Raw genomic sequence first — 18,883 nt, 5'->3', positions numbered from 1 at the left:
GTAAACTATGGTGAGTAGACAAGAACAATTTGAACAGGTACAGGCTGTTAAAAAATCGATTAACACAGCTAGTGAAGAAGTGAAAAACCAAGCCTTGCTAGCCATGGCTGATCACTTAGTGGCTGCTACTGAGGAAATTTTAGCGGCTAATGCCCTCGATATGGCAGCGGCTAAGGGGAAAATCTCAGATGTGATGTTGGATCGTCTTTATTTGGATGCAGATCGTATAGAAGCGATGGCAAGAGGAATTCGTGAAGTGGTTGCCTTCCCAGATCCAATCGGTGAAGTTTTAGAAACAAGTCAGCTTGAAAATGGTTTGGTTATCACAAAAAAACGTGTAGCTATGGGTGTCATCGGTATTATCTATGAAAGCCGTCCAAATGTGACGTCTGATGCGGCTGCTTTGACTCTTAAGAGTGGAAATGCGGTTGTTCTTCGTAGTGGTAAGGATGCCTATCAAACAACCCATGCCATTGTCACAGCCTTGAAGAAGGGCTTGGAGACGACTACTATTCACCCAAATGTGATTCAACTGGTGGAAGATACTAGCCATGAAAGTAGTTATGCTATGATGAAGGCCAAGGGCTATCTAGACCTCCTCATTCCTCGTGGAGGAGCTGGCTTGATCAATGCAGTGGTTGAGAATGCGATTGTACCTGTTATCGAGACAGGGACTGGGATTGTCCATGTCTATGTGGATAAGGATGCAGACGAAGACAAGGCGCTGTCTATCATCAACAATGCTAAAACCAGTCGTCCCTCTGTTTGCAATGCCATGGAGGTTCTGCTGGTTCATGAAGACAAGGCAGCAAGCTTCCTTCCTCGCTTGGAGCAAGTTCTAGTTGCAGAGCGTAAAGAAGTTGGGTTGGAACCAATTCAATTCCGCTTGGATGAGAAAGCCAGTCAGTTTCTTTCAGGTCAAGCAGCTGAGGCACAAGACTTTGACACCGAGTTTTTAGACTATGTCTTAGCTGTTAAGGTTGTGAGCAGTTTAGAAGAAGCGGTTGCCCATATTGAAGCCCATAGTACCCATCATTCGGATGCCATTGTAACGGAAAATGCTGAAGCTGCAGCTTACTTTACAGATCAAGTGGACTCTGCAGCTGTCTATGTCAATGCCTCAACTCGTTTTACCGATGGTGGACAATTTGGTCTTGGATGTGAGATGGGAATTTCTACTCAGAAATTGCACGCGCGTGGTCCCATGGGCTTGAAAGAGTTGACTAGCTACAAGTATGTGGTTACTGGTGATGGACAGATAAGGGAGTAAGAGATGAAGATTGGATTTATCGGTTTGGGGAATATGGGTGCTAGCTTGGCAAAATCTGTCTTGCAGACTAGGACGTCAGATGAGATTCTCCTTGCCAATCGTAGTCAAGCTAAGGTAGATGCTTTCATTGCAGACTTTGGTGGTCAGGCTTCCAGCAATGAAGAAATGTTTGCAGAAGCAGATGTGATTTTTCTAGGAGTGAAGCCTGCTCAGTTCTCAGACTTGCTTTCTCAATACCAGACTATCCTTGAAAAACGAGAGAGTCTTCTTTTGATTTCGATGGCAGCTGGATTGACCTTGGGAAAACTCGCTAGTCTTCTTCCAAGTCAGCACAGAATTATTCGTATGATGCCCAATACCCCTGCTTCTATCGGACAAGGAGTGATTAGTTATGCCTTGTCTTCTAATTGCAGGGCTGAGGACAGTGAGCTCTTTTGTCAGCTTTTAGCCAAGGCTGGTCTTTTGGTTGAACTTGGAGAAAGCTTAATAGATGCAGCGACAGGTCTTGCAGGTTGTGGACCAGCCTTTGTCTATCTTTTTATCGAGGCCTTGGCAGATGCAGGTGTTCAGACTGGATTGCCACGAGAAACAGCATTGAAAATGGCAGCTCAAACTGTGGTAGGAGCTGGACAATTGGTCCTTGAAAGTCAGCAACATCCTGGAGTTTTGAAAGACCAAGTTTGCAGCCCAGGCGGTTCGACTATCGCTGGTGTAGCGAGCCTAGAAGCGCATGCTTTTCGAGGAACGGTCATGGATGCAGTTGGTCAAGCCTACAAACGAACACAAGAACTAGGTAAATAAGAGGTGGATTTGTCTGCCTCTTTTATGGTGGTTGATACTCTTCGAAAATCTCTTCAAACTGCGTCAGCTTCCATCTGCAACCTCAAAACAGTGTTTTGAGCAACCTGCGACTAGCTTCCTAGTTTGCTCTTTGATTTTCATTGAGTATGAAATGAGAAGACAAAAAGATTGTCACAAACCCCTATTTTTTTGATAGAATAGAAGTAGTAAAAAAGAAATGAGTTAGACATGTCAAAAGGATTTTTAGTCTCTCTTGAGGGACCAGAGGGAGCAGGAAAGACCAGTGTTTTAGAGGCTCTGCTACCAATTTTAGAGGAAAAAGGGGTAGAGGTGCTGACGACCCGTGAACCTGGCGGAGTCTTGATTGGGGAGAAGATTCGGGAAGTAATTTTGGATCCAAGTCATACTCAGATGGATGCGAAGACAGAGTTGCTTCTCTATATTGCCAGTCGCAGACAGCACTTGGTGGAAAAAGTTCTTCCAGCCCTTGAAGCTGGCAAGCTGGTCATTATGGATCGTTTTATCGATAGTTCTGTTGCCTATCAGGGATTTGGTCGTGGCTTAGATATTGAAGCCATTGACTGGCTCAATCAGTTTGCGACAGATGGCCTCAAACCCGATTTGACACTCTATTTTGACATCGAGGTGGAAGAAGGACTGGCTCGTATTGCTGCTAATAGTGACCGCGAGGTTAATCGTTTGGATTTGGAAGGGTTGGACTTGCATAAAAAAGTTCGTCAAGGCTACCTTTCTCTTCTGGATAAAGAGGGAAATCGCATTGTCAAGATTGATGCTAGTCTCCCTTTGGAGCAAGTTGTGGAAACTACCAAGGCTGTCTTGTTTGACGGAATGGGCTTGGCCAAATGAAACAAGATCAACTAAAGGCTTGGCAACCAGATCAGTTTGACCGTTTTGTCCGTATCTTAGAACAAGACCAGCTCAATCACGCCTATCTCTTTTCAGGTTTCTTTGGAAGCTTGGAAATGGCGCAATTTTTAGCTAAGAGCCTCTTTTGTACGGATAAAGTTGGCGTCTTACCATGTGAGAAATGCCGAAGTTGCAAGCTGATTGAACAGGAAGAGTTTCCAGATGTCACCTTGATTAAGCCAGTCAATCAGGTCATCAAGACAGAACGCATTCGGGAATTGGTGGGACAGTTTTCTCAAGCAGGGATTGAAAGCCAGCAACAGGTCTTTATCATCGAGCAAGCGGATAAAATGCATCCCAACGCAGCCAATTCTCTGCTCAAGGTCATCGAAGAACCCCAGAGTGAAGTTTATATTTTCTTCTTGACTAGCGATGAGGAAAAGATGTTACCGACAATCCGAAGTCGGACTCAGATCTTCCACTTTAAAAAGCAAGAAGAAAAACTTATCTTACTCTTAGAACAAATGGGACTTGTTAAGAAAAAAGCGACTCTTTTAACTAAGTTTAGTCAATCGCGAGCTGAAGCAGAAAAGTTGGCTAATCAGGCAAGTTTTTGGACCTTGGTCGATGAAAGTGAACGCCTGCTGACTTGGTTAGTAGCTAAGAAAAAAGAAAGTTATCTACAGGTTGCCAAATTAGCCAACTTGGCAGATGATAAGGAAAAACAGGATCAGGTTTTACGGATTCTTGAAGTTCTCTGTGGGCAGGACCTCTTGCAGGTAAGAGTAAGAGTGATTCTACAAGATTTACTAGAAGCTAGAAAAATGTGGCAAGCTAATGTCAGCTTTCAAAATGCCATGGAATATCTGGTCTTGAAAGAAATATAAACTCAAAAATGAATGATAAAGAAAGGAAAGGGCTGTTTTATGGACAAAAAAGAATTATTTGACGCGCTGGATGATTTTTCCCAACAATTATTGGTAACCTTAGCCGATGTGGAAGCCATCAAGAAAAATCTCAAGAGCTTGGTAGAAGAAAATACAGCTCTTCGCTTGGAAAATAGTAAGTTGCGAGAACGCTTGGGTGAGGTGGAAGCAGACGCTCCCGTCAAGGCCAAGCATGTTCGCGAAAGTGTCCGTCGTATTTACCGTGATGGATTTCACGTATGTAATGATTTTTATGGACAACGTCGAGAGCAGGACGAAGAATGTATGTTCTGTGATGAGTTGTTATACAGGGAGTAGGCATGCAAATTCAAAAAAGTTTTAAGGGGCAGTCTCCCTATGGCAAGCTGTATCTAGTGGCAACGCCGATTGGCAATCTAGATGATATGACTTTTCGTGCTATCCAGACCTTGAAAGAAGTAGATTGGATTGCTGCTGAGGATACGCGCAATACAGGGCTTTTGCTCAAGCATTTTGACATTTCCACCAAGCAGATCAGTTTTCATGAGCACAATGCCAAGGAAAAAATTCCTGATTTGATTGGTTTCTTGAAAGCAGGGCAAAGTATTGCTCAGGTCTCTGATGCCGGTTTGCCTAGCATTTCAGACCCTGGTCATGATTTGGTTAAGGCAGCTATTGAGGAAGAAATTGCAGTTGTGACTGTTCCAGGTGCCTCTGCAGGAATTTCTGCCTTGATTGCCAGTGGTCTAGCGCCACAACCACATATCTTTTACGGCTTTTTACCGAGAAAATCAGGCCAGCAAAAGCAATTTTTCGACTCGAAAAAAGATTATCCTGAAACTCAGATTTTCTATGAATCGCCTCATCGTGTAGCAGATACGTTGGAAAATATGTTAGAAGTCTACGGTAACCGCTCGGTTGTCTTGGTCAGGGAATTGACTAAAATCTATGAAGAATACCAACGCGGTACCATTTCTGAGTTATTGGAAAGCATTGCTGAAACGCCACTTAAAGGAGAATGCCTTCTCATTGTTGAAGGTGCCAGTCAGGATGTGGAGGAAAAAGACGAGGAGGACTTGTTCTTAGAAATCCAAGCCCGTATCCAGCAAGGCATGAAGAAAAATCAAGCTATCAAGGAAGTCGCTAAGATTTACCAGTGGAATAAAAGCCAGCTCTACGCTGCCTACCATGATTGGGAAGAAAATCAAGAAAATGACTAATACTCTTCGAAAATCTCTTCAAACCGTGTCAACGTCGCCTTGTCGTAGGTGTGGTTACTGACTTCGTCAGTTCTATCTACAACTTCAAAGCAGTGCTTTGAGCAACCTGCGGCTAGTTTGCTCTTTGATTTTCATTTAGTATAAACAGGGAAGTTTGCCTTCTTCCCTTTTTTTGTTATACTAGTAGAAGAAAAAAATAGAAAGATTTGTGGGAGTGAAAAAGTCCGGGGGACTTTTTCAGCTTGAGCCAAGAAATTCGAGAGCGAGGAAAGTCCGGGGGACTTTTTCAGCTTGAGCCAAGAAATTCGAGAGCGAGGAAAGTCTGGGGGACTTTTTCAGCCTGAGCCAAGAAATTCGAGAGCGAAGTAAGTCCAATGGACTTTTTCAGCCTGAGCCAAGAAACTCGAAAGCTCGTAAGTCTGATTGGCTTTTTCAATGTGAATCTTAACTTCACACTCCCAAAGAGGTATTAGTGTCGTGTCTCAATCTTATATCAATGTTATCGGTGCTGGTTTGGCAGGTTCTGAAGCAGCTTACCAAATCGCAGAGCGTGGTATTCCAGTTAAACTTTATGAAATGCGTGGTGTCAAGTCGACTCCTCAGCACAAAACAGACAATTTTGCTGAGTTGGTTTGTTCCAATTCTTTGCGTGGGGATGCTTTGACAAATGCAGTTGGTCTTCTCAAGGAAGAAATGCGTCGCTTGGGTTCTGTTATCTTGGAATCTGCTGAGGCTACACGTGTTCCTGCCGGTGGAGCCCTTGCGGTGGATCGTGATGGTTTCTCTCAAATGGTGACCGAAAAAGTGGTCAACCACCCCTTGATTGAAGTGGTGCGTGATGAAATTACAGAATTGCCAACAGATGTTATTACAGTTGTGGCGACTGGTCCCTTGACTAGCGATGCCCTGGCTGAAAAGATTCATGCCCTTAATAATGGCGATGGCTTCTATTTCTACGATGCAGCAGCGCCTATTATCGATGTCAACACTATCGATATGAGTAAGGTCTATCTCAAATCTCGTTATGATAAGGGAGAAGCAGCCTATCTCAATGCTCCAATGACCAAGCAAGAGTTTATGGATTTCCATGAAGCCTTGGTCAATGCGGAAGAAGCACCGCTCAATTCTTTTGAAAAAGAAAAGTACTTTGAAGGATGTATGCCAATCGAAGTCATGGCCAAACGAGGCATTAAAACTATGCTTTATGGTCCTATGAAACCAGTCGGTCTTGAGTATCCAGACGACTACACAGGTCCTCGTGATGGAGAATTTAAAACCCCTTATGCGGTGGTTCAACTTCGTCAGGACAATGCAGCTGGTAGCCTCTATAATATCGTCGGTTTCCAAACCCACCTTAAATGGGGAGAGCAAAAGCGCGTTTTCCAAATGATTCCAGGTCTTGAAAATGCGGAGTTTGTTCGTTATGGGGTCATGCACCGCAATTCTTACATGGATTCACCAAATCTTCTGGAGCAGACCTACCGTTCTAAGAAACAACCAAATCTCTTCTTTGCTGGTCAGATGACGGGTGTGGAAGGCTATGTAGAGTCCGCAGCATCAGGCTTAGTTGCAGGTATTAACGCGGCTCGACTCTTCAAGGGTGAAAGTGAGGCTATTTTCCCAGAGACAACAGCGATTGGAAGTCTAGCTCATTACATCACCCATGCCGACAGCAAACATTTCCAACCAATGAATGTCAACTTTGGGATTATCAAGGAGTTGGAAGGCGAACGTATCCGTGATAAGAAGGCTCGTTATGAAAAAATTGCAGAGCGTGCCCTCAGCGATTTAGAGGAATTTTTGACTGTCTAATTTTTTTGAAAGAATCGCTCATGATACTATAAAAATCTTAGAAATTGTGATAAAATAGGTAGGATAAAAGAAGGAGAGTGAAAATGGCGAATCCCAAGTATAAACGTATTTTAATCAAGTTATCAGGTGAAGCCCTTGCCGGTGAACGTGGCGTAGGGATTGATATCCAAACAGTTCAAACAATCGCAAAAGAGATTCAAGAAGTTCATAGCTTAGGTATCGAAATTACCCTTGTTATCGGTGGAGGAAATCTCTGGCGTGGAGAACCTGCAGCAGAAGCAGGTATGGACCGCGTTCAGGCAGATTACACAGGAATGCTTGGGACTGTTATGAATGCTCTTGTGATGGCCGATTCATTGCAACAAGTTGGTGTTGATACGCGTGTGCAAACAGCTATTGCAATGCAACAAGTGGCAGAGCCTTATGTCCGTGGACGTGCCCTTCGTCATCTTGAAAAAGGCCGTATCGTTATCTTTGGTGCCGGAATTGGTTCACCTTACTTCTCAACAGATACAACAGCGGCCCTTCGTGCAGCTGAAATCGAAGCGGATGCTATCCTTATGGCTAAAAATGGGGTCGATGGTGTTTACAATGCCGATCCTAAGAAGGACAAGACAGCCGTTAAGTTTGAAGAATTGACCCACCGTGACGTTATCAATAAAGGTCTTCGTATCATGGACTCAACTGCTTCAACCCTCTCAATGGATAACGACATTGACTTGGTTGTCTTCAACATGAACCAACCAGGCAACATCAAACGTGTCGTATTTGGTGAAAATATCGGAACAACAGTTTCAAATAATATCGAAGAAAAGGAATAAGAAAGATTATGGCTAACGCAATTATTGAAAAAGCTAAAGAGAGAATGACCCAGTCTCACCAATCACTTGCTCGTGAATTTGGTGGTATCCGTGCTGGTCGTGCCAACGCAAGTTTACTCGACCGTGTACATGTAGAATACTATGGAGTAGAAACTCCTCTTAACCAAATTGCTTCAATTACCATTCCAGAAGCGCGTGTTTTGTTGGTAACACCATTTGACAAGTCTTCATTGAAAGACATCGAACGTGCCTTAAACGCTTCTGATCTTGGTATCACACCAGCTAACGATGGTTCTGTAATTCGTTTGGTTATCCCTGCTCTTACAGAAGAAACTCGTCGTGACCTTGCTAAAGAAGTGAAGAAAGTCGGTGAGAATGCTAAAGTGGCTGTCCGCAATATCCGTCGCGATGCTATGGATGAAGCTAAGAAACAAGAAAAAGCAAAAGAAATCACTGAAGACGAATTGAAGACTCTTGAAAAAGACATTCAAAAAGTAACAGATGATGCTGTTAAACACATCGACGACATGACTGCCAACAAAGAGAAAGAACTCTTGGAAGTCTAAAAATAAACAGAAAAACTCAGTTGGCATTGCTGGCTGAGTTTTGTTCGAAAGAAGGAAATATGAATACAAATCTTGCAAGTTTTATCGTTGGACTCATCATCGATGAAAACGACCGTTTTTACTTTGTTCAAAAGGATGGCCAGACCTATGCTCTTACCAAGGAAGAAGGTCAACATACAGTAGGGGATACGGTTAAAGGTTTTGCCTACACGGATATGAAGCAAAAACTCCGCTTGACAACTCTAGAAGTGACTGCCACTCAGGACCAATTTGGTTGGGGACGTGTCACAGAAGTTCGTAAAGACTTGGGTGTCTTTGTGGATACAGGCCTTCCTGACAAGGAAATCGTTGTGTCACTCGATATTCTCCCTGAGCTCAAGGAACTCTGGCCTAAGAAGGGTGATCAACTCTACATCCGTCTTGAAGTGGACAAGAAAGATCGTATCTGGGGACTCTTGGCTTATCAAGAAGACTTCCAACGTCTGGCTCGACCTGCCTACAACAACATGCAGAACCAAAACTGGCCAGCCATTGTATACCGCCTCAAGCTGTCAGGAACTTTTGTTTACCTGCCAGAAAATAACATGCTTGGTTTTATCCATCCTAGCGAGCGCTATGCAGAGCCACGTTTAGGGCAAGTTTTAGATGCGCGTGTCATTGGTTTCCGCGAAGTGGACCGCACTCTGAACCTCTCCCTCAAACCACGTTCGTTTGAAATGTTGGAAAATGATGCCCAGATGATTTTGACTTATTTGGAAAGCAATGGCGGTTTCATGACCTTGAATGATAAGTCATCTCCAGATGACATCAAGGCAACCTTTGGCATTTCTAAAGGTCAGTTCAAGAAAGTTTTAGGTGGTCTTATGAAGGCTGGTAAAATCAAGCAAGACCAGTTTGGGACAGAATTGATCTAGGGTGACATATGAGAAAATCATTTTACACTTGGCTCATGACCGAGCGCAATCCTAAAAGTAACAGTCCCAAAGCTATCCTAGCAGACCTAGCCTTTGAAGAATCAGCTTTTCCAAAACACACAGATGATTTTGATGAGGTGAGTCGCTTTTTGGAAGAACATGCCAGTTTCTCTTTTAACCTAGGAGACTTTGACGCTATCTGGCAAGAATACTTAGAACACTAGCATGATTCATTGGGTTTGGGCTAGTAATTTCTCCATCCCTTTGCTATAATAAAAAGAAATAAAAGGATTAGAGAGGTTCTTTATTTGAAGGAACATTCAATAGACATTCAACTGAGTCATCCAGATGACCTGTTTCATCTTTTTGGTTCCAATGAGCGCCATCTTCGTTTGATGGAAGAAGAGCTTGATGTGGTGATTCATGCTCGTACAGAGATTGTACAAGTCTTGGGGGGGGAGTCAGCTTGTGAGGAAGCTAGACAAGTTATTCAAGCCTTGATGGTTTTGGTAAATCGTGGAATGACAGTCGGCACACCAGATGTAGTGACTGCGATTAGCATGGTCAAAAACGATGAAATCGACAAATTTGTCGCCCTTTATGAAGAAGAAATTATCAAGGATAATACAGGGAAGCCTATCCGTGTCAAAACACTAGGTCAAAAACTTTATGTGGACAGTGTTAAACAGCATGATGTGACCTTTGGAATTGGGCCAGCAGGTACAGGGAAGACCTTTCTTGCAGTGACCTTAGCAGTGACTGCACTTAAACGTGGGCAAGTCAAGAGGATTATCTTGACACGTCCAGCGGTGGAAGCAGGAGAGAGTCTAGGTTTTCTTCCGGGTGATCTTAAGGAGAAGGTAGATCCTTACCTTCGACCTGTTTATGATGCTTTGTATCAGATTCTGGGGAAAGACCAAACAACTCGACTCATGGAGCGTGAAATTATTGAGATTGCGCCCCTTGCCTATATGCGTGGACGGACCTTGGATGATGCCTTTGTCATTCTCGATGAGGCGCAAAATACGACCATTATGCAGATGAAGATGTTTTTGACTCGTTTAGGTTTTCATTCTAAGATGATTGTCAATGGAGATATCAGTCAGATTGACCTGCCACGCAATGTCAAGTCCGGTTTGATTGATGCCCAAGAGAAACTCAAGAACATTCACCAGATTGACTTTGTTCATTTTTCAGCCAAGGATGTGGTTCGCCACCCAGTTGTCGCTCAGATTATCCGAGCCTATGAACCAGAACCGGTTAAAAAAGAAGAGAGTGAAGAATTAGATTCTCAACCTCTATATGAAGGATAGTTCTTTTGTACTTAAAGTTATCTCAATACTAAATCTATAGTAGATTGAAGCTAGAATAGTACGTTGTGACTGCTAAAACATTTTTAGAAATTAATTTGACTTTCCTGATTGATTTGTTTATATCTTATTTCAATCTACTATAAGTTTGCTTTTTAAATGTTTTATTCAATATCCTTATATTAGATTAGAAAGGTTTCAAGTGGAAGAAACGTATGGAATCAATCTTTTTAAAACTAGCTCAGTATCCCATAGTCGAGACAGAGCGTTTGTTGCTTAGACCTGTAACTTTGAATGATGCGGAAGCAATGTTTGACTATGCCTCGGACAAGGATAATACACGTTACACTTTTTCAACCAATCAAAATGTAGAAGAAACCAAGAATAATATTGCTCAGTTCTACTTGGCTAATCCCTTGGGACGCTGGGGGATTGAATTAAAAGATAACGGCAAGTTTATCGGAACCATTGACTTGCACAAGATTGATCCTGTTCTTAAGAAGGCAGCTATTGGCTACATTATCAATAAAAAGTATTGGAATCAAGGATTGACGACAGAAGCCAATCGTGCCGTAATTGAGCTAGCTTTTGAGAAGATAGGAATGAATAAGTTAGTTGCTTTACACGATAAGGCTAATCCCGCGTCAGGAAAGGTCATGGAGAAATCAGGCATGCGTTTTTCCCACGAAGAAGCTTATGCTTGTATGGACCAGCATGAAAAAGGCCGAATCGTGACAAGAGTTCATTATGTCTTGACCAAGGAAGACTATTTTGCAAATAAATAAGCAGTTGAAAAGAAATTTTTCGACTGTTTTTTCTTCCTCTTACGAATAATCTAAGAGAGGAGAAAATATGGAAGCAATTATCGAGAAAATCAAAGAGTATAAAATCATCGTCATCTGTACTGGTCTGGGCTTGCTTGTAGGCGGATTTTTCCTGCTAAAGCCAGCTCCACAAACACCTGTAAAGGAAACGAATTTGCAGGCTGAAGTTGCAGCTGTTTCCAAGGATTTGGTATCCGAAAAGGAAGTGAACAAGGAAGAGAAGGAAGAACCCCTTGAACAAGATCTAATCACAGTAGATGTCAAAGGTGCTGTCAAATCGCCAGGGATTTATGACTTGCCTGTAGGTAGTCGAGTCAATGATGCTGTTCAGAAGGCTGGTGGCTTGACAGAGCAAGCAGACAGCAAGTCGCTCAATCTAGCTCAGAAAGTTAGTGATGAGGCTCTGGTTTACGTTCCTACTAAGGGAGAAGAAGCAGTTAGTCAACAGACTGGTTCGGGGACAGCTTCTTCAACAAGCAAGGAAAAGAAGGTCAATCTCAACAAGGCCAGTCTGGAAGAGCTTAAACAGGTTAAGGGACTGGGAGGAAAACGAGCTCAGGACATTATAGACCATCGTGAGGCAAATGGGAAATTCAAGTCGATTGATGAACTCAAGAAGGTCTCTGGCATTGGTGCTAAGACCATAGAAAAGCTAAAAGACTATGTTACAGTGGATTAAGAACATCCCCATTCCCCTAATTTACCTGAGTTTTTTGTTACTTTGGTTTTATTACGCTATTTTCTCAGCATCCTATCTTGCTTTGTTGGGCTTTGTTTTTCTGCTAGTCTGTCTCTTTTTCCAATTTCCATGGAAATCAACAGGCAAAGTTTTAGTGATTTGTGGAGTCTTTGGCTTCTGGTTTCTGTTTCAAAATTGGCAACAGAGCCAAGCGAGTCAAAATCTGGCGGATTCTGTTGAAAGGGTACGGATTCTGCCTGACACTGTTAAGGTCAATGGTGATAGTCTGTCCTTTCGCGGCAAGGCTGATGGACGCATTTTTCAAGTCTATTATAAACTCCAGTCCGAGGAGGAGAAAGAAGCCTTTCAAGCTTTAACCGACCTGCATGAGATAGGACTAGAAGGGAAGCTTTCGGAGCCAGAAGGGCAGAGAAATTTTGGTGGCTTTAATTACCAAGCCTATCTGAAGACTCAGGGAATTTACCAGACTCTCAATATCAAAACAATCCAGTCACTTCAAAAGATTGGCAGTTGGGATATAGGAGAAAACTTGTCCAGTTTACGTCGAAAGGCTGTGGTTTGGATTAAGACGCACTTTCCAGACCCTATGCGCAATTACATGACAGGACTCTTGCTGGGACATCTGGACACCGACTTTGAGGAGATGAATGAGCTTTATTCCAGTCTAGGAATTATCCACCTCTTTGCCCTATCTGGCATGCAGGTAGGTTTTTTCATGAACGGATTTAAGAAACTTCTCTTGCGATTGGGCTTGACCCAAGAAAAGTTGAAATGGCTGACTTATCCCTTTTCCCTTATCTATGCGGGACTAACTGGATTTTCAGCATCGGTTATTCGCAGTCTCTTGCAAAAGCTACTGGCTCAACATGGGGTTAAGGGCTTGGATAATTTTGCCTTGACAGTGTTTCTCCTCTTTATTGTCATGCCAAACTTTTTCTTGACAGCAGGAGGAGTCTTGTCCTGCGCTTATGCTTTTATCCTGACCATGACCAGCAAAGAAGGGGAGGGGCTCAAGGCTGTTGCTAGTGAAAGTCTAGTCATCTCCTTGGGCATATTGCCCATTCTATCCTTCTATTTTGCGGAATTTCAACCTTGGTCCATCCTCTTGACCTTTGTCTTTTCCTTTCTATTTGATTTGGTCTTCTTACCGCTCTTGTCTATCTTATTTGCCCTTTCCTTTCTCTATCCAGTCATTCAACTGAATTTTATCTTTGAATGGTTGGAGGGAATGATTCGCTTGGTCTCGCAGATGACAAGTAGGCCGTTTGTCTTTGGACAACCTAATGCATGGTTTTTAATTTTATTGTTAATTTCCTTGGCTTTGGTCTATGATTTGAGGAAAAATATCAAAAGAGTAGCTGGCTTCAGCTTACTTATTGTGGGTCTCTTTTTCTTGACCAAGCATCCACTGGAAAATGAAATTACCATGCTGGATGTGGGGCAAGGAGAAAGTATTTTCCTAAGGGATGTAACTGGGAAGACCATTCTCATAGATGTAGGTGGCAAGGCAGAATCTGATAAGAAAATTGAAAAATGGCAAGAAAAGGCGACGACCAGCAATGCCCAGCGAACCTTGATTCCCTATCTCAAAAGTCGAGGAGTAGCCAAGATTGACCAGCTGATTTTGACAAATACGGACAAGGAACATGTTGGAGATTTGTTGGAGGTGACCAAGGCTTTTCATGTAGGGGAGATTTTAGTATCAAAAGGAAGTCTGAAACAGAAGGAATTTGTGGCAGAACTACAGGCGACTCAAACCAAGGTGCGCAGTGTGACAGCAGGAGAGAACTTGCCAATTTTTGGAAGTCAGTTAGAAGTCCTATCTCCAAGGAAAATTGGAGATCATGAAGATACCCTGGTTTTGTATGGAAAACTCTTGGATAAAAACTTTCTTTTCACTGGAAATTTGGAGGAGAAAGGAGAGAAGGACATGCTGAAGCACTATCCTGACCTAGAAGTGGATGTTTTGAAAGCTAGCCAACATGGCTCTAAAAAATCATTAAGTTCAGACTTTTTAGAACAGCTCAAACCAGAGATGACTCTCATCTCAGTTGGAAAGAACAATCGAACGAAACTCCCCCATCAGGAAACTTTGACACGACTGGAAGGTATCAATAGCAAAGTTTACCGAACTGACCAGCATGGAGCTATACGGTTTAAAGGTTGGAATAGTTGGAAGATTGAAAGCGTTCGATAGGAAAGATAAATATTATTATTAGACTTCCTGCGAAACAAAATATGGTATAATAGTTCTATGAATTATGAAGCAAGTAAACAACTAACTGATGCACAATTTAATCGTCTTGTTGGTGTTCAGCGCACGACTTTTGAAGAGATGTTAGCTGTATTAAAAATTAAACACGCAAAAGATGGATAAAAACCTAAATTAAGCCTAGAATACCTTCTTATGGCGACTTCAATATGTGCGAGAATATCGAACTTATGAACAAATTGCGGCTGATTTTGGTATCCACGAAAGCAACTTAACCCATCGGAGTCAATGGGTTGAAGTAACTCTTGTTCAAAGTGGTTTTACGATTTCAAGACCTCCTCTCAGTTCTGAGGACACGGTAATGATTGATGCGACGGAAGTAAAAATCAATCGCCCTAAAAAAACAATTAGCGAATGATTCTGGTAAAAAGAAATGCCACGCTATGAAGGCTCAAGCGATTGTCACAAGTCAAGGGAGAATTGTTTCTTTGGAGATCACTGTGAACTATTGTCATGATATGAAGTTGTTCAAAATGAGTCGCAGAAATATCGGACAAGCTGGTAAAATCTTGGCTGACAGTGGTTATCAAGGAATCATGAAGATAGATCCTCAAGCACAAACTCCACGTAAATCCAGCAAACTCAAGCCGCTAACAGCTGAAGAGAAAGCCTGTAACCATGCGCTATCTAAGGAGAGAATCAAGGTTGAGAGTATTTTTGACAAAGTATAGTAGATTGAAACTAGAATAGTACACCTCTACTTCTAAAACATTGTTAGAAATCGATTTGACTGTCTTGATTGATTTGTCCTGTTCTTATTTCATTTCACTATGAAAACGTTTAAAATATTTTCAACAACCTATCGAAATCATCGTAAACGCTTCGGATTACGAATGAATTTGATTGTTGGTATTATCAATCATGAACTAGGATTCTAGTTTTGCAGGAAGTCTATTGTCAAAAATGTGATGGTAATCTTGTCCATCGACTGTCAGGTGACGTTCATAAATGCCTGAAGTCACGACAGATTGATTGACAACGGGAATGGTCATTAAGTGATTTCCCCTCGGATTGGCTGAATCTTGAATCTCGATTTGCCAAGGGTTATCCCCTCTTGCCTGATTTTTTCCAATGGTCAGGATACTCCCTCCCAGATTGATCAAGGCAGAAGTCATACCCTCTTTTCTAAGAAATTGGGCACCCTTTATCTGCACTATAACCCTTGACTAAACAACCTAAATCGATTTTCATTCCTTTCTGCTTTAAGAATACAATGGAAGTAGAAGAATCTAACTCGATATCATGAGGATTGATTAGAGACAGCACCGCTTCAATTTCTTGAGGTTGTGCAGCTTTGGCATCTGAAAAACCAATGCGCCAGGTTTGAATTAGGGGATCAATACTGGTGTTGAGCTGGCTATAGAGTGCTAGGCTATGCTCTAAACCAAGTGAAATCAGTTCAAACAGGTCTGGATGAACAGTGACGGGGGCTATTCCTGCTTGATAATTGATTTCCATCAACTCAGATTCTTGACTATTGGCATTGAAATGGTATTCAAGCTTTTTGAGCAAATCAAAGGATTTTTAGAGTAAGATATCTGCTCACTCATTAACTAATGAAATAGTGATAGTGGTTCCCGTTAGGAGTTCAGAATGTGAACGAAGAGGCAAGCTAGCAACTTTTTTCTTTTGTAGAAAATAAGTTGCAATATCAAATAATTATATAAATGGAAGACCTTGTATTTTATTTTCATGTTATTATAATACCATAAAGCTAGAATTTTCATAAATTAAATTTGGAAAAAGTCAAGAAATATGCTTAAAAAAATTCATTAGGCTTGAAATTAGGATAAATGGAGAATTGTTTTTGATAAAAAATGATAAAGTAATAGCAAACCTCTGGTAAACGCTGACAATAAATGGTATACTAGTAAGGTAAATTTAGAATGAAAGTAGGAAATTTTTTATGAGTAAAATTGTTGTAGTCGGTGCTAACCATGCTGGTACAGCATGTATTAATACTATGTTGGATAATTTTGGAAATGAGAACGAAATTGTTGTATTTGACCAAAACTCTAGCATCTCTTTCCTAGGATGTGGAATGGCTCTTTGGATTGGTAATCAAATTGACGGTGCTGAAGGCTTGTTCTATTCTGATAAAGAAAAATTGGAAGCTAAAGGTGCTAAGGTTTACATGAACTCACCTGTTCTTTCAATCGACTATGATAACAAAGTAGTCACAGCCGAAGTTGAAGGAAAAGAGCACAAAGAATCATACGAGAAATTGATTTTCGCTACAGGTTCTACACCAATCTTGCCACCAATAGAAGGTGTTGAAATTCTTAAAGGAAACCGCGAATTTAAAGCAACTCTTGAAAACGTACAATTCGTGAAATTGTACCAAAACGCTGAAGAAGTGATCAATAAACTTGCTGACAAGAGCCAACACCTTGACCGTATCGCCGTTGTTGGTGGTGGTTACATTGGTGTTGAACTTGCTGAAGCCTTTGAGCGTCTTGGAAAAGAAGTTGTCCTTGTCGATATCGTTGATACTGTCTTGAACGGTTACTATGACAAAGACTTTACACAAATGATGGCGAAGAACTTGGAAGACCACAACATCCGCTTGGCTCTTGGTCAAACTGTTAAAGCAATCGAAGGTGACGGTAAAGTTGAACGCTTGATTACCGATAAAGAAACTTTTGATGTGGATATGGTTGTTCTTGCGGTTGGTTTCCGTCCTAACACAGCTCTTGCTGACGGTAAGATTGAACTCTTCCGAAATGGTGCTTTCCTTGTAGATAAGAAACAAGAAACTTCAATTCCAGGTGTATTTGCAGTTGGTGACTGTGCGACTGTCTATGATAATGCTCGTAAAGACACAAGCTACATCGCCCTTGCTTCAAACGCAGTTCGTACTGGTATCGTTGGTGCCTACAATGCTTGTGGACATGAATTGGAAGGAATCGGTGTTCAAGGTTCAAACGGTATCTCAATCTATGGTCTTCACATGGTTTCAACTGGTTTGACTCTTGAAAAAGCAAAAGCTGCAGGTTACAATGCGACTGAGACAGGATTTAACGATCTTCAAAAACCAGAATTCATGAAACACGATAACCATGAAGTAGCGATTAAGATTGTCTTTGACAAAGATAGCCGTGAAATTCTTGGTGCCCAAATGGTTTCACACGATATTTCAATCAGCATGGGAATTCACATGTTCTCACTTGCTATCCAAGAGCATGTAACAATTGATAAATTGGCATTGACAGACCTCTTCTTCTTGCCACACTTCAACAAACCATACAACTACATCACAATGGCTGCCCTTACAGCTGAAAAATAAAAATGATGAACTATCTGGTCTTAAGTCAAGGTCGGATAGTTTTTTAGGTACGACGGGTCATGGCCTACATCTGAGGAACAAGTCCTCTGTGGGCACTAGCTACCGATGAACCCAACAGCGCCCCTCAATCCTGACTATCGTGAGGTAGCGGACGAAGACGGTCTGGAGATAGACCCTGACGTTAGAGTAAAAAACGTTAGAGGAAAGAATAGCGAAATCCTGGTTCTAGGAACAGAGAGGTGCTAGGAAAGCCTATCTAGCAGATGAGATAGCCAAGAACTCTAAAGTTTATATAGGTAGTCGTAACTTATATCTGTAAGTCATGAAAGTAATTGAATTCGGACTAAGGTTTGTGTGAAAAAGATAAATCTTCCTAGAGTCCAAAGACTCTGCGTCCGATTTCCTATTTTCACTGTAACCTTTTAACGTCCTCTGTTATAAAGGAAGAAAGATCTGGGACTGATTCCGTGAGGTTTCATGAGCGCCTAAAGCATAGTAACAAGGAATCATGAGAAGTCAGCAGAAGCCATAGTAGTGATGAAGTTTCTGTAGTAGTATTAAATGGTTCAGTTGTATTTCCCAAAAGATGTGCCAATACAATGTATTACATAAATCGAATTTTAAATCTTAGGAAGTAGAAATTTTTAATGGTAGTAGATTTTCAAAGTGGTGAAATATGTTGAGGAATTTATTTTCTTTTCAAACATCAGATATTATTTATTTTGATAATGCAGCTACAGTTCCCAAGCCAAAAGCTGTTGTTAATAAATTAACAGAAGTTTATTCAGGAATTCCAATAAACATTAAGAGACATAATTCAAAAAATGATTTAATTTTTTCTAATGAATATGAGGCTGTTAAGAAAAAAATTAAAAATTTTCTAAGTGCCAGTAACTGCAATGTGCTTTTCACTAAAAGTGCTACGGAGGCTTATAACTTACTTAGTAGGTCTATAAAATATAATAAAGGTAAATTAGGCGTGTCTGTATTAGAACACCATTCTAATTATTTACCTTGGAAAATGTTATAGTTGCTTAGTTTCAAACAAGCATGTTATAATAAAGCTATGGCATATAGTACAGATTTTAAACAGCGAGCATTAGATTACATCAAAGAGGGGCACAGCCATGTCGAGGCAGCCAAGGTTTTTGATGTCGGCGTCAGAACTCTCTTCACGTGGGAAAAGAACTTACGTGAACAAGGACACTTAGAGAGGAAAAAGCGAGTCGTCAAAAACCGAAAGATTCCTTTAGAGGAATTGAAATCCTTTGTAGAGGCTCATCCAGATGCTTTTTTACGGGAAATTGCGGCACAT

Annotated in this window: 17 protein-coding genes and 4 pseudogenes; 20 read left to right on the top strand and 1 reads right to left on the bottom strand. The window is 41.5% G+C overall.

Annotated elements, in window-relative coordinates:
• Nucleotides 1–7 precede the first annotated feature (7 nt).
• From B4W83_RS09045 to B4W83_RS12505, 17 genes and pseudogenes are all read left to right on the top strand, one after another.
• Nucleotides 8–1,270, top strand: a complete 1,263-nt coding sequence (locus B4W83_RS09045; RefSeq protein WP_000254672.1) for a glutamate-5-semialdehyde dehydrogenase — start codon at nucleotides 8–10, stop codon at nucleotides 1,268–1,270.
• A gap of 3 nt (nucleotides 1,271–1,273) precedes the next feature.
• Nucleotides 1,274–2,071: a pyrroline-5-carboxylate reductase gene (gene proC, locus B4W83_RS09040; RefSeq protein WP_000689703.1), complete on the top strand. Its 798-nt coding sequence runs from the start codon at nucleotides 1,274–1,276 to the stop codon at nucleotides 2,069–2,071.
• 228 nt (nucleotides 2,072–2,299) lie between these two features.
• Nucleotides 2,300–2,938, top strand: coding sequence for a dTMP kinase (gene tmk, locus B4W83_RS09030; protein WP_000033362.1), 639 nt, complete (start codon nucleotides 2,300–2,302; stop codon nucleotides 2,936–2,938).
• Nucleotides 2,935–3,825: a DNA polymerase III subunit delta' gene (locus B4W83_RS09025; RefSeq protein WP_000806730.1), complete on the top strand. Its 891-nt coding sequence runs from the start codon at nucleotides 2,935–2,937 to the stop codon at nucleotides 3,823–3,825. The genes tmk and B4W83_RS09025 overlap by 4 nt, the downstream gene beginning before the upstream one ends.
• 39 nt (nucleotides 3,826–3,864) lie before the next feature.
• Nucleotides 3,865–4,182, top strand: a complete 318-nt coding sequence (gene yabA, locus B4W83_RS09020) for a DNA replication initiation control protein YabA (RefSeq protein ID WP_000358228.1) — start codon at nucleotides 3,865–3,867, stop codon at nucleotides 4,180–4,182.
• Nucleotides 4,183–4,184: 2 nt separating this feature from the next.
• Entirely contained in the window at nucleotides 4,185–5,063 is an 879-nt protein-coding gene (gene rsmI, locus B4W83_RS09015) for a 16S rRNA (cytidine(1402)-2'-O)-methyltransferase (protein ID WP_001166876.1), read from the top strand.
• Between the two features lie 477 nt (nucleotides 5,064–5,540).
• Nucleotides 5,541–6,875 carry a methylenetetrahydrofolate--tRNA-(uracil(54)-C(5))-methyltransferase (FADH(2)-oxidizing) TrmFO gene (gene trmFO, locus B4W83_RS09005; RefSeq protein ID WP_000083733.1) on the top strand — a complete coding sequence of 445 codons (1,335 nt, stop codon included), beginning with the start codon at nucleotides 5,541–5,543 and terminating at the stop codon, nucleotides 6,873–6,875.
• An 83-nt stretch (nucleotides 6,876–6,958) separates the two neighbouring features.
• Nucleotides 6,959–7,696, top strand: coding sequence for a UMP kinase (gene pyrH / locus B4W83_RS09000; RefSeq protein WP_000003000.1), 738 nt, complete (start codon nucleotides 6,959–6,961; stop codon nucleotides 7,694–7,696).
• Between the two features lie 8 nt (nucleotides 7,697–7,704).
• The gene (gene frr, locus B4W83_RS08995; protein WP_001262225.1) at nucleotides 7,705–8,262 is read left to right on the top strand and encodes a ribosome recycling factor; all 558 of its coding nucleotides are present in this window, start codon (nucleotides 7,705–7,707) and stop codon (nucleotides 8,260–8,262) included.
• Between the two features lie 59 nt (nucleotides 8,263–8,321).
• Nucleotides 8,322–9,176: an RNA-binding virulence regulatory protein CvfB gene (gene cvfB / locus B4W83_RS08990; protein WP_001095471.1), complete on the top strand. Its 855-nt coding sequence runs from the start codon at nucleotides 8,322–8,324 to the stop codon at nucleotides 9,174–9,176.
• Nucleotides 9,177–9,184: 8 nt separating this feature from the next.
• Nucleotides 9,185–9,400 carry a YozE family protein gene (locus B4W83_RS08985; protein ID WP_001232084.1) on the top strand — a complete coding sequence of 72 codons (216 nt, stop codon included), beginning with the start codon at nucleotides 9,185–9,187 and terminating at the stop codon, nucleotides 9,398–9,400.
• 84 nt (nucleotides 9,401–9,484) lie between these two features.
• The gene (locus B4W83_RS08980; RefSeq protein WP_000658205.1) at nucleotides 9,485–10,489 is read left to right on the top strand and encodes a PhoH family protein; all 1,005 of its coding nucleotides are present in this window, start codon (nucleotides 9,485–9,487) and stop codon (nucleotides 10,487–10,489) included.
• 212 nt (nucleotides 10,490–10,701) lie between these two features.
• A complete protein-coding gene (locus tag B4W83_RS08975; RefSeq protein ID WP_000443735.1) occupies nucleotides 10,702–11,271 on the top strand; it encodes a GNAT family N-acetyltransferase in 570 nt (189 codons plus the stop codon).
• 67 nt (nucleotides 11,272–11,338) lie between these two features.
• Nucleotides 11,339–11,989: a helix-hairpin-helix domain-containing protein gene (locus B4W83_RS08970; RefSeq protein ID WP_000387332.1), complete on the top strand. Its 651-nt coding sequence runs from the start codon at nucleotides 11,339–11,341 to the stop codon at nucleotides 11,987–11,989.
• On the top strand, nucleotides 11,973–14,207 hold the full coding sequence (locus tag B4W83_RS08965) for a DNA internalization-related competence protein ComEC/Rec2 (RefSeq protein ID WP_000942432.1): 2,235 nt from the start codon (nucleotides 11,973–11,975) through the stop codon (nucleotides 14,205–14,207). The genes B4W83_RS08970 and B4W83_RS08965 overlap by 17 nt, the downstream gene beginning before the upstream one ends.
• A gap of 57 nt (nucleotides 14,208–14,264) precedes the next feature.
• Nucleotides 14,265–14,950, top strand: a pseudogene (locus B4W83_RS08960) (transposase family protein); the annotation flags it as partial.
• Nucleotides 14,951–15,055: 105 nt separating this feature from the next.
• Nucleotides 15,056–15,160: pseudogene (locus B4W83_RS12505) on the top strand (IS5/IS1182 family transposase); the annotation flags it as partial.
• Here the strand turns inward: B4W83_RS12505 and B4W83_RS08955 are convergent.
• A pseudogene (locus B4W83_RS08955) lies at nucleotides 15,152–15,893 on the bottom strand (FAD:protein FMN transferase); the annotation flags it as partial. The pseudogenes B4W83_RS12505 and B4W83_RS08955 overlap by 9 nt on opposite strands.
• Nucleotides 15,894–16,188: 295 nt before the next feature.
• On the opposite strand from B4W83_RS08955, the gene nox reads away from it, so the two are divergent.
• From nox to B4W83_RS08940, 3 genes and pseudogenes are all read left to right on the top strand, one after another.
• Nucleotides 16,189–17,568, top strand: coding sequence for a H2O-forming NADH oxidase (nox, locus tag B4W83_RS08950; protein WP_000036801.1), 1,380 nt, complete (start codon nucleotides 16,189–16,191; stop codon nucleotides 17,566–17,568).
• 676 nt (nucleotides 17,569–18,244) lie between these two features.
• Nucleotides 18,245–18,598 (top strand): aminotransferase class V-fold PLP-dependent enzyme, encoded by a 354-nt coding sequence (locus B4W83_RS08945; protein WP_000945718.1) that lies wholly within the window; start codon nucleotides 18,245–18,247, stop codon nucleotides 18,596–18,598.
• Nucleotides 18,599–18,634: 36 nt separating this feature from the next.
• Nucleotides 18,635–18,883 (top strand): annotated as a pseudogene (locus B4W83_RS08940) (IS630 family transposase); the annotation flags it as partial.

The organism is Streptococcus pseudopneumoniae ATCC BAA-960 = CCUG 49455 (genome assembly GCF_002087075.1).
In the GTDB taxonomy this organism is placed as follows: domain Bacteria; phylum Bacillota; class Bacilli; order Lactobacillales; family Streptococcaceae; genus Streptococcus; species Streptococcus pseudopneumoniae.
Note: the sequence above shows the minus strand (reverse complement) of the source record. Positions and strands in the feature narration are given on the sequence as shown.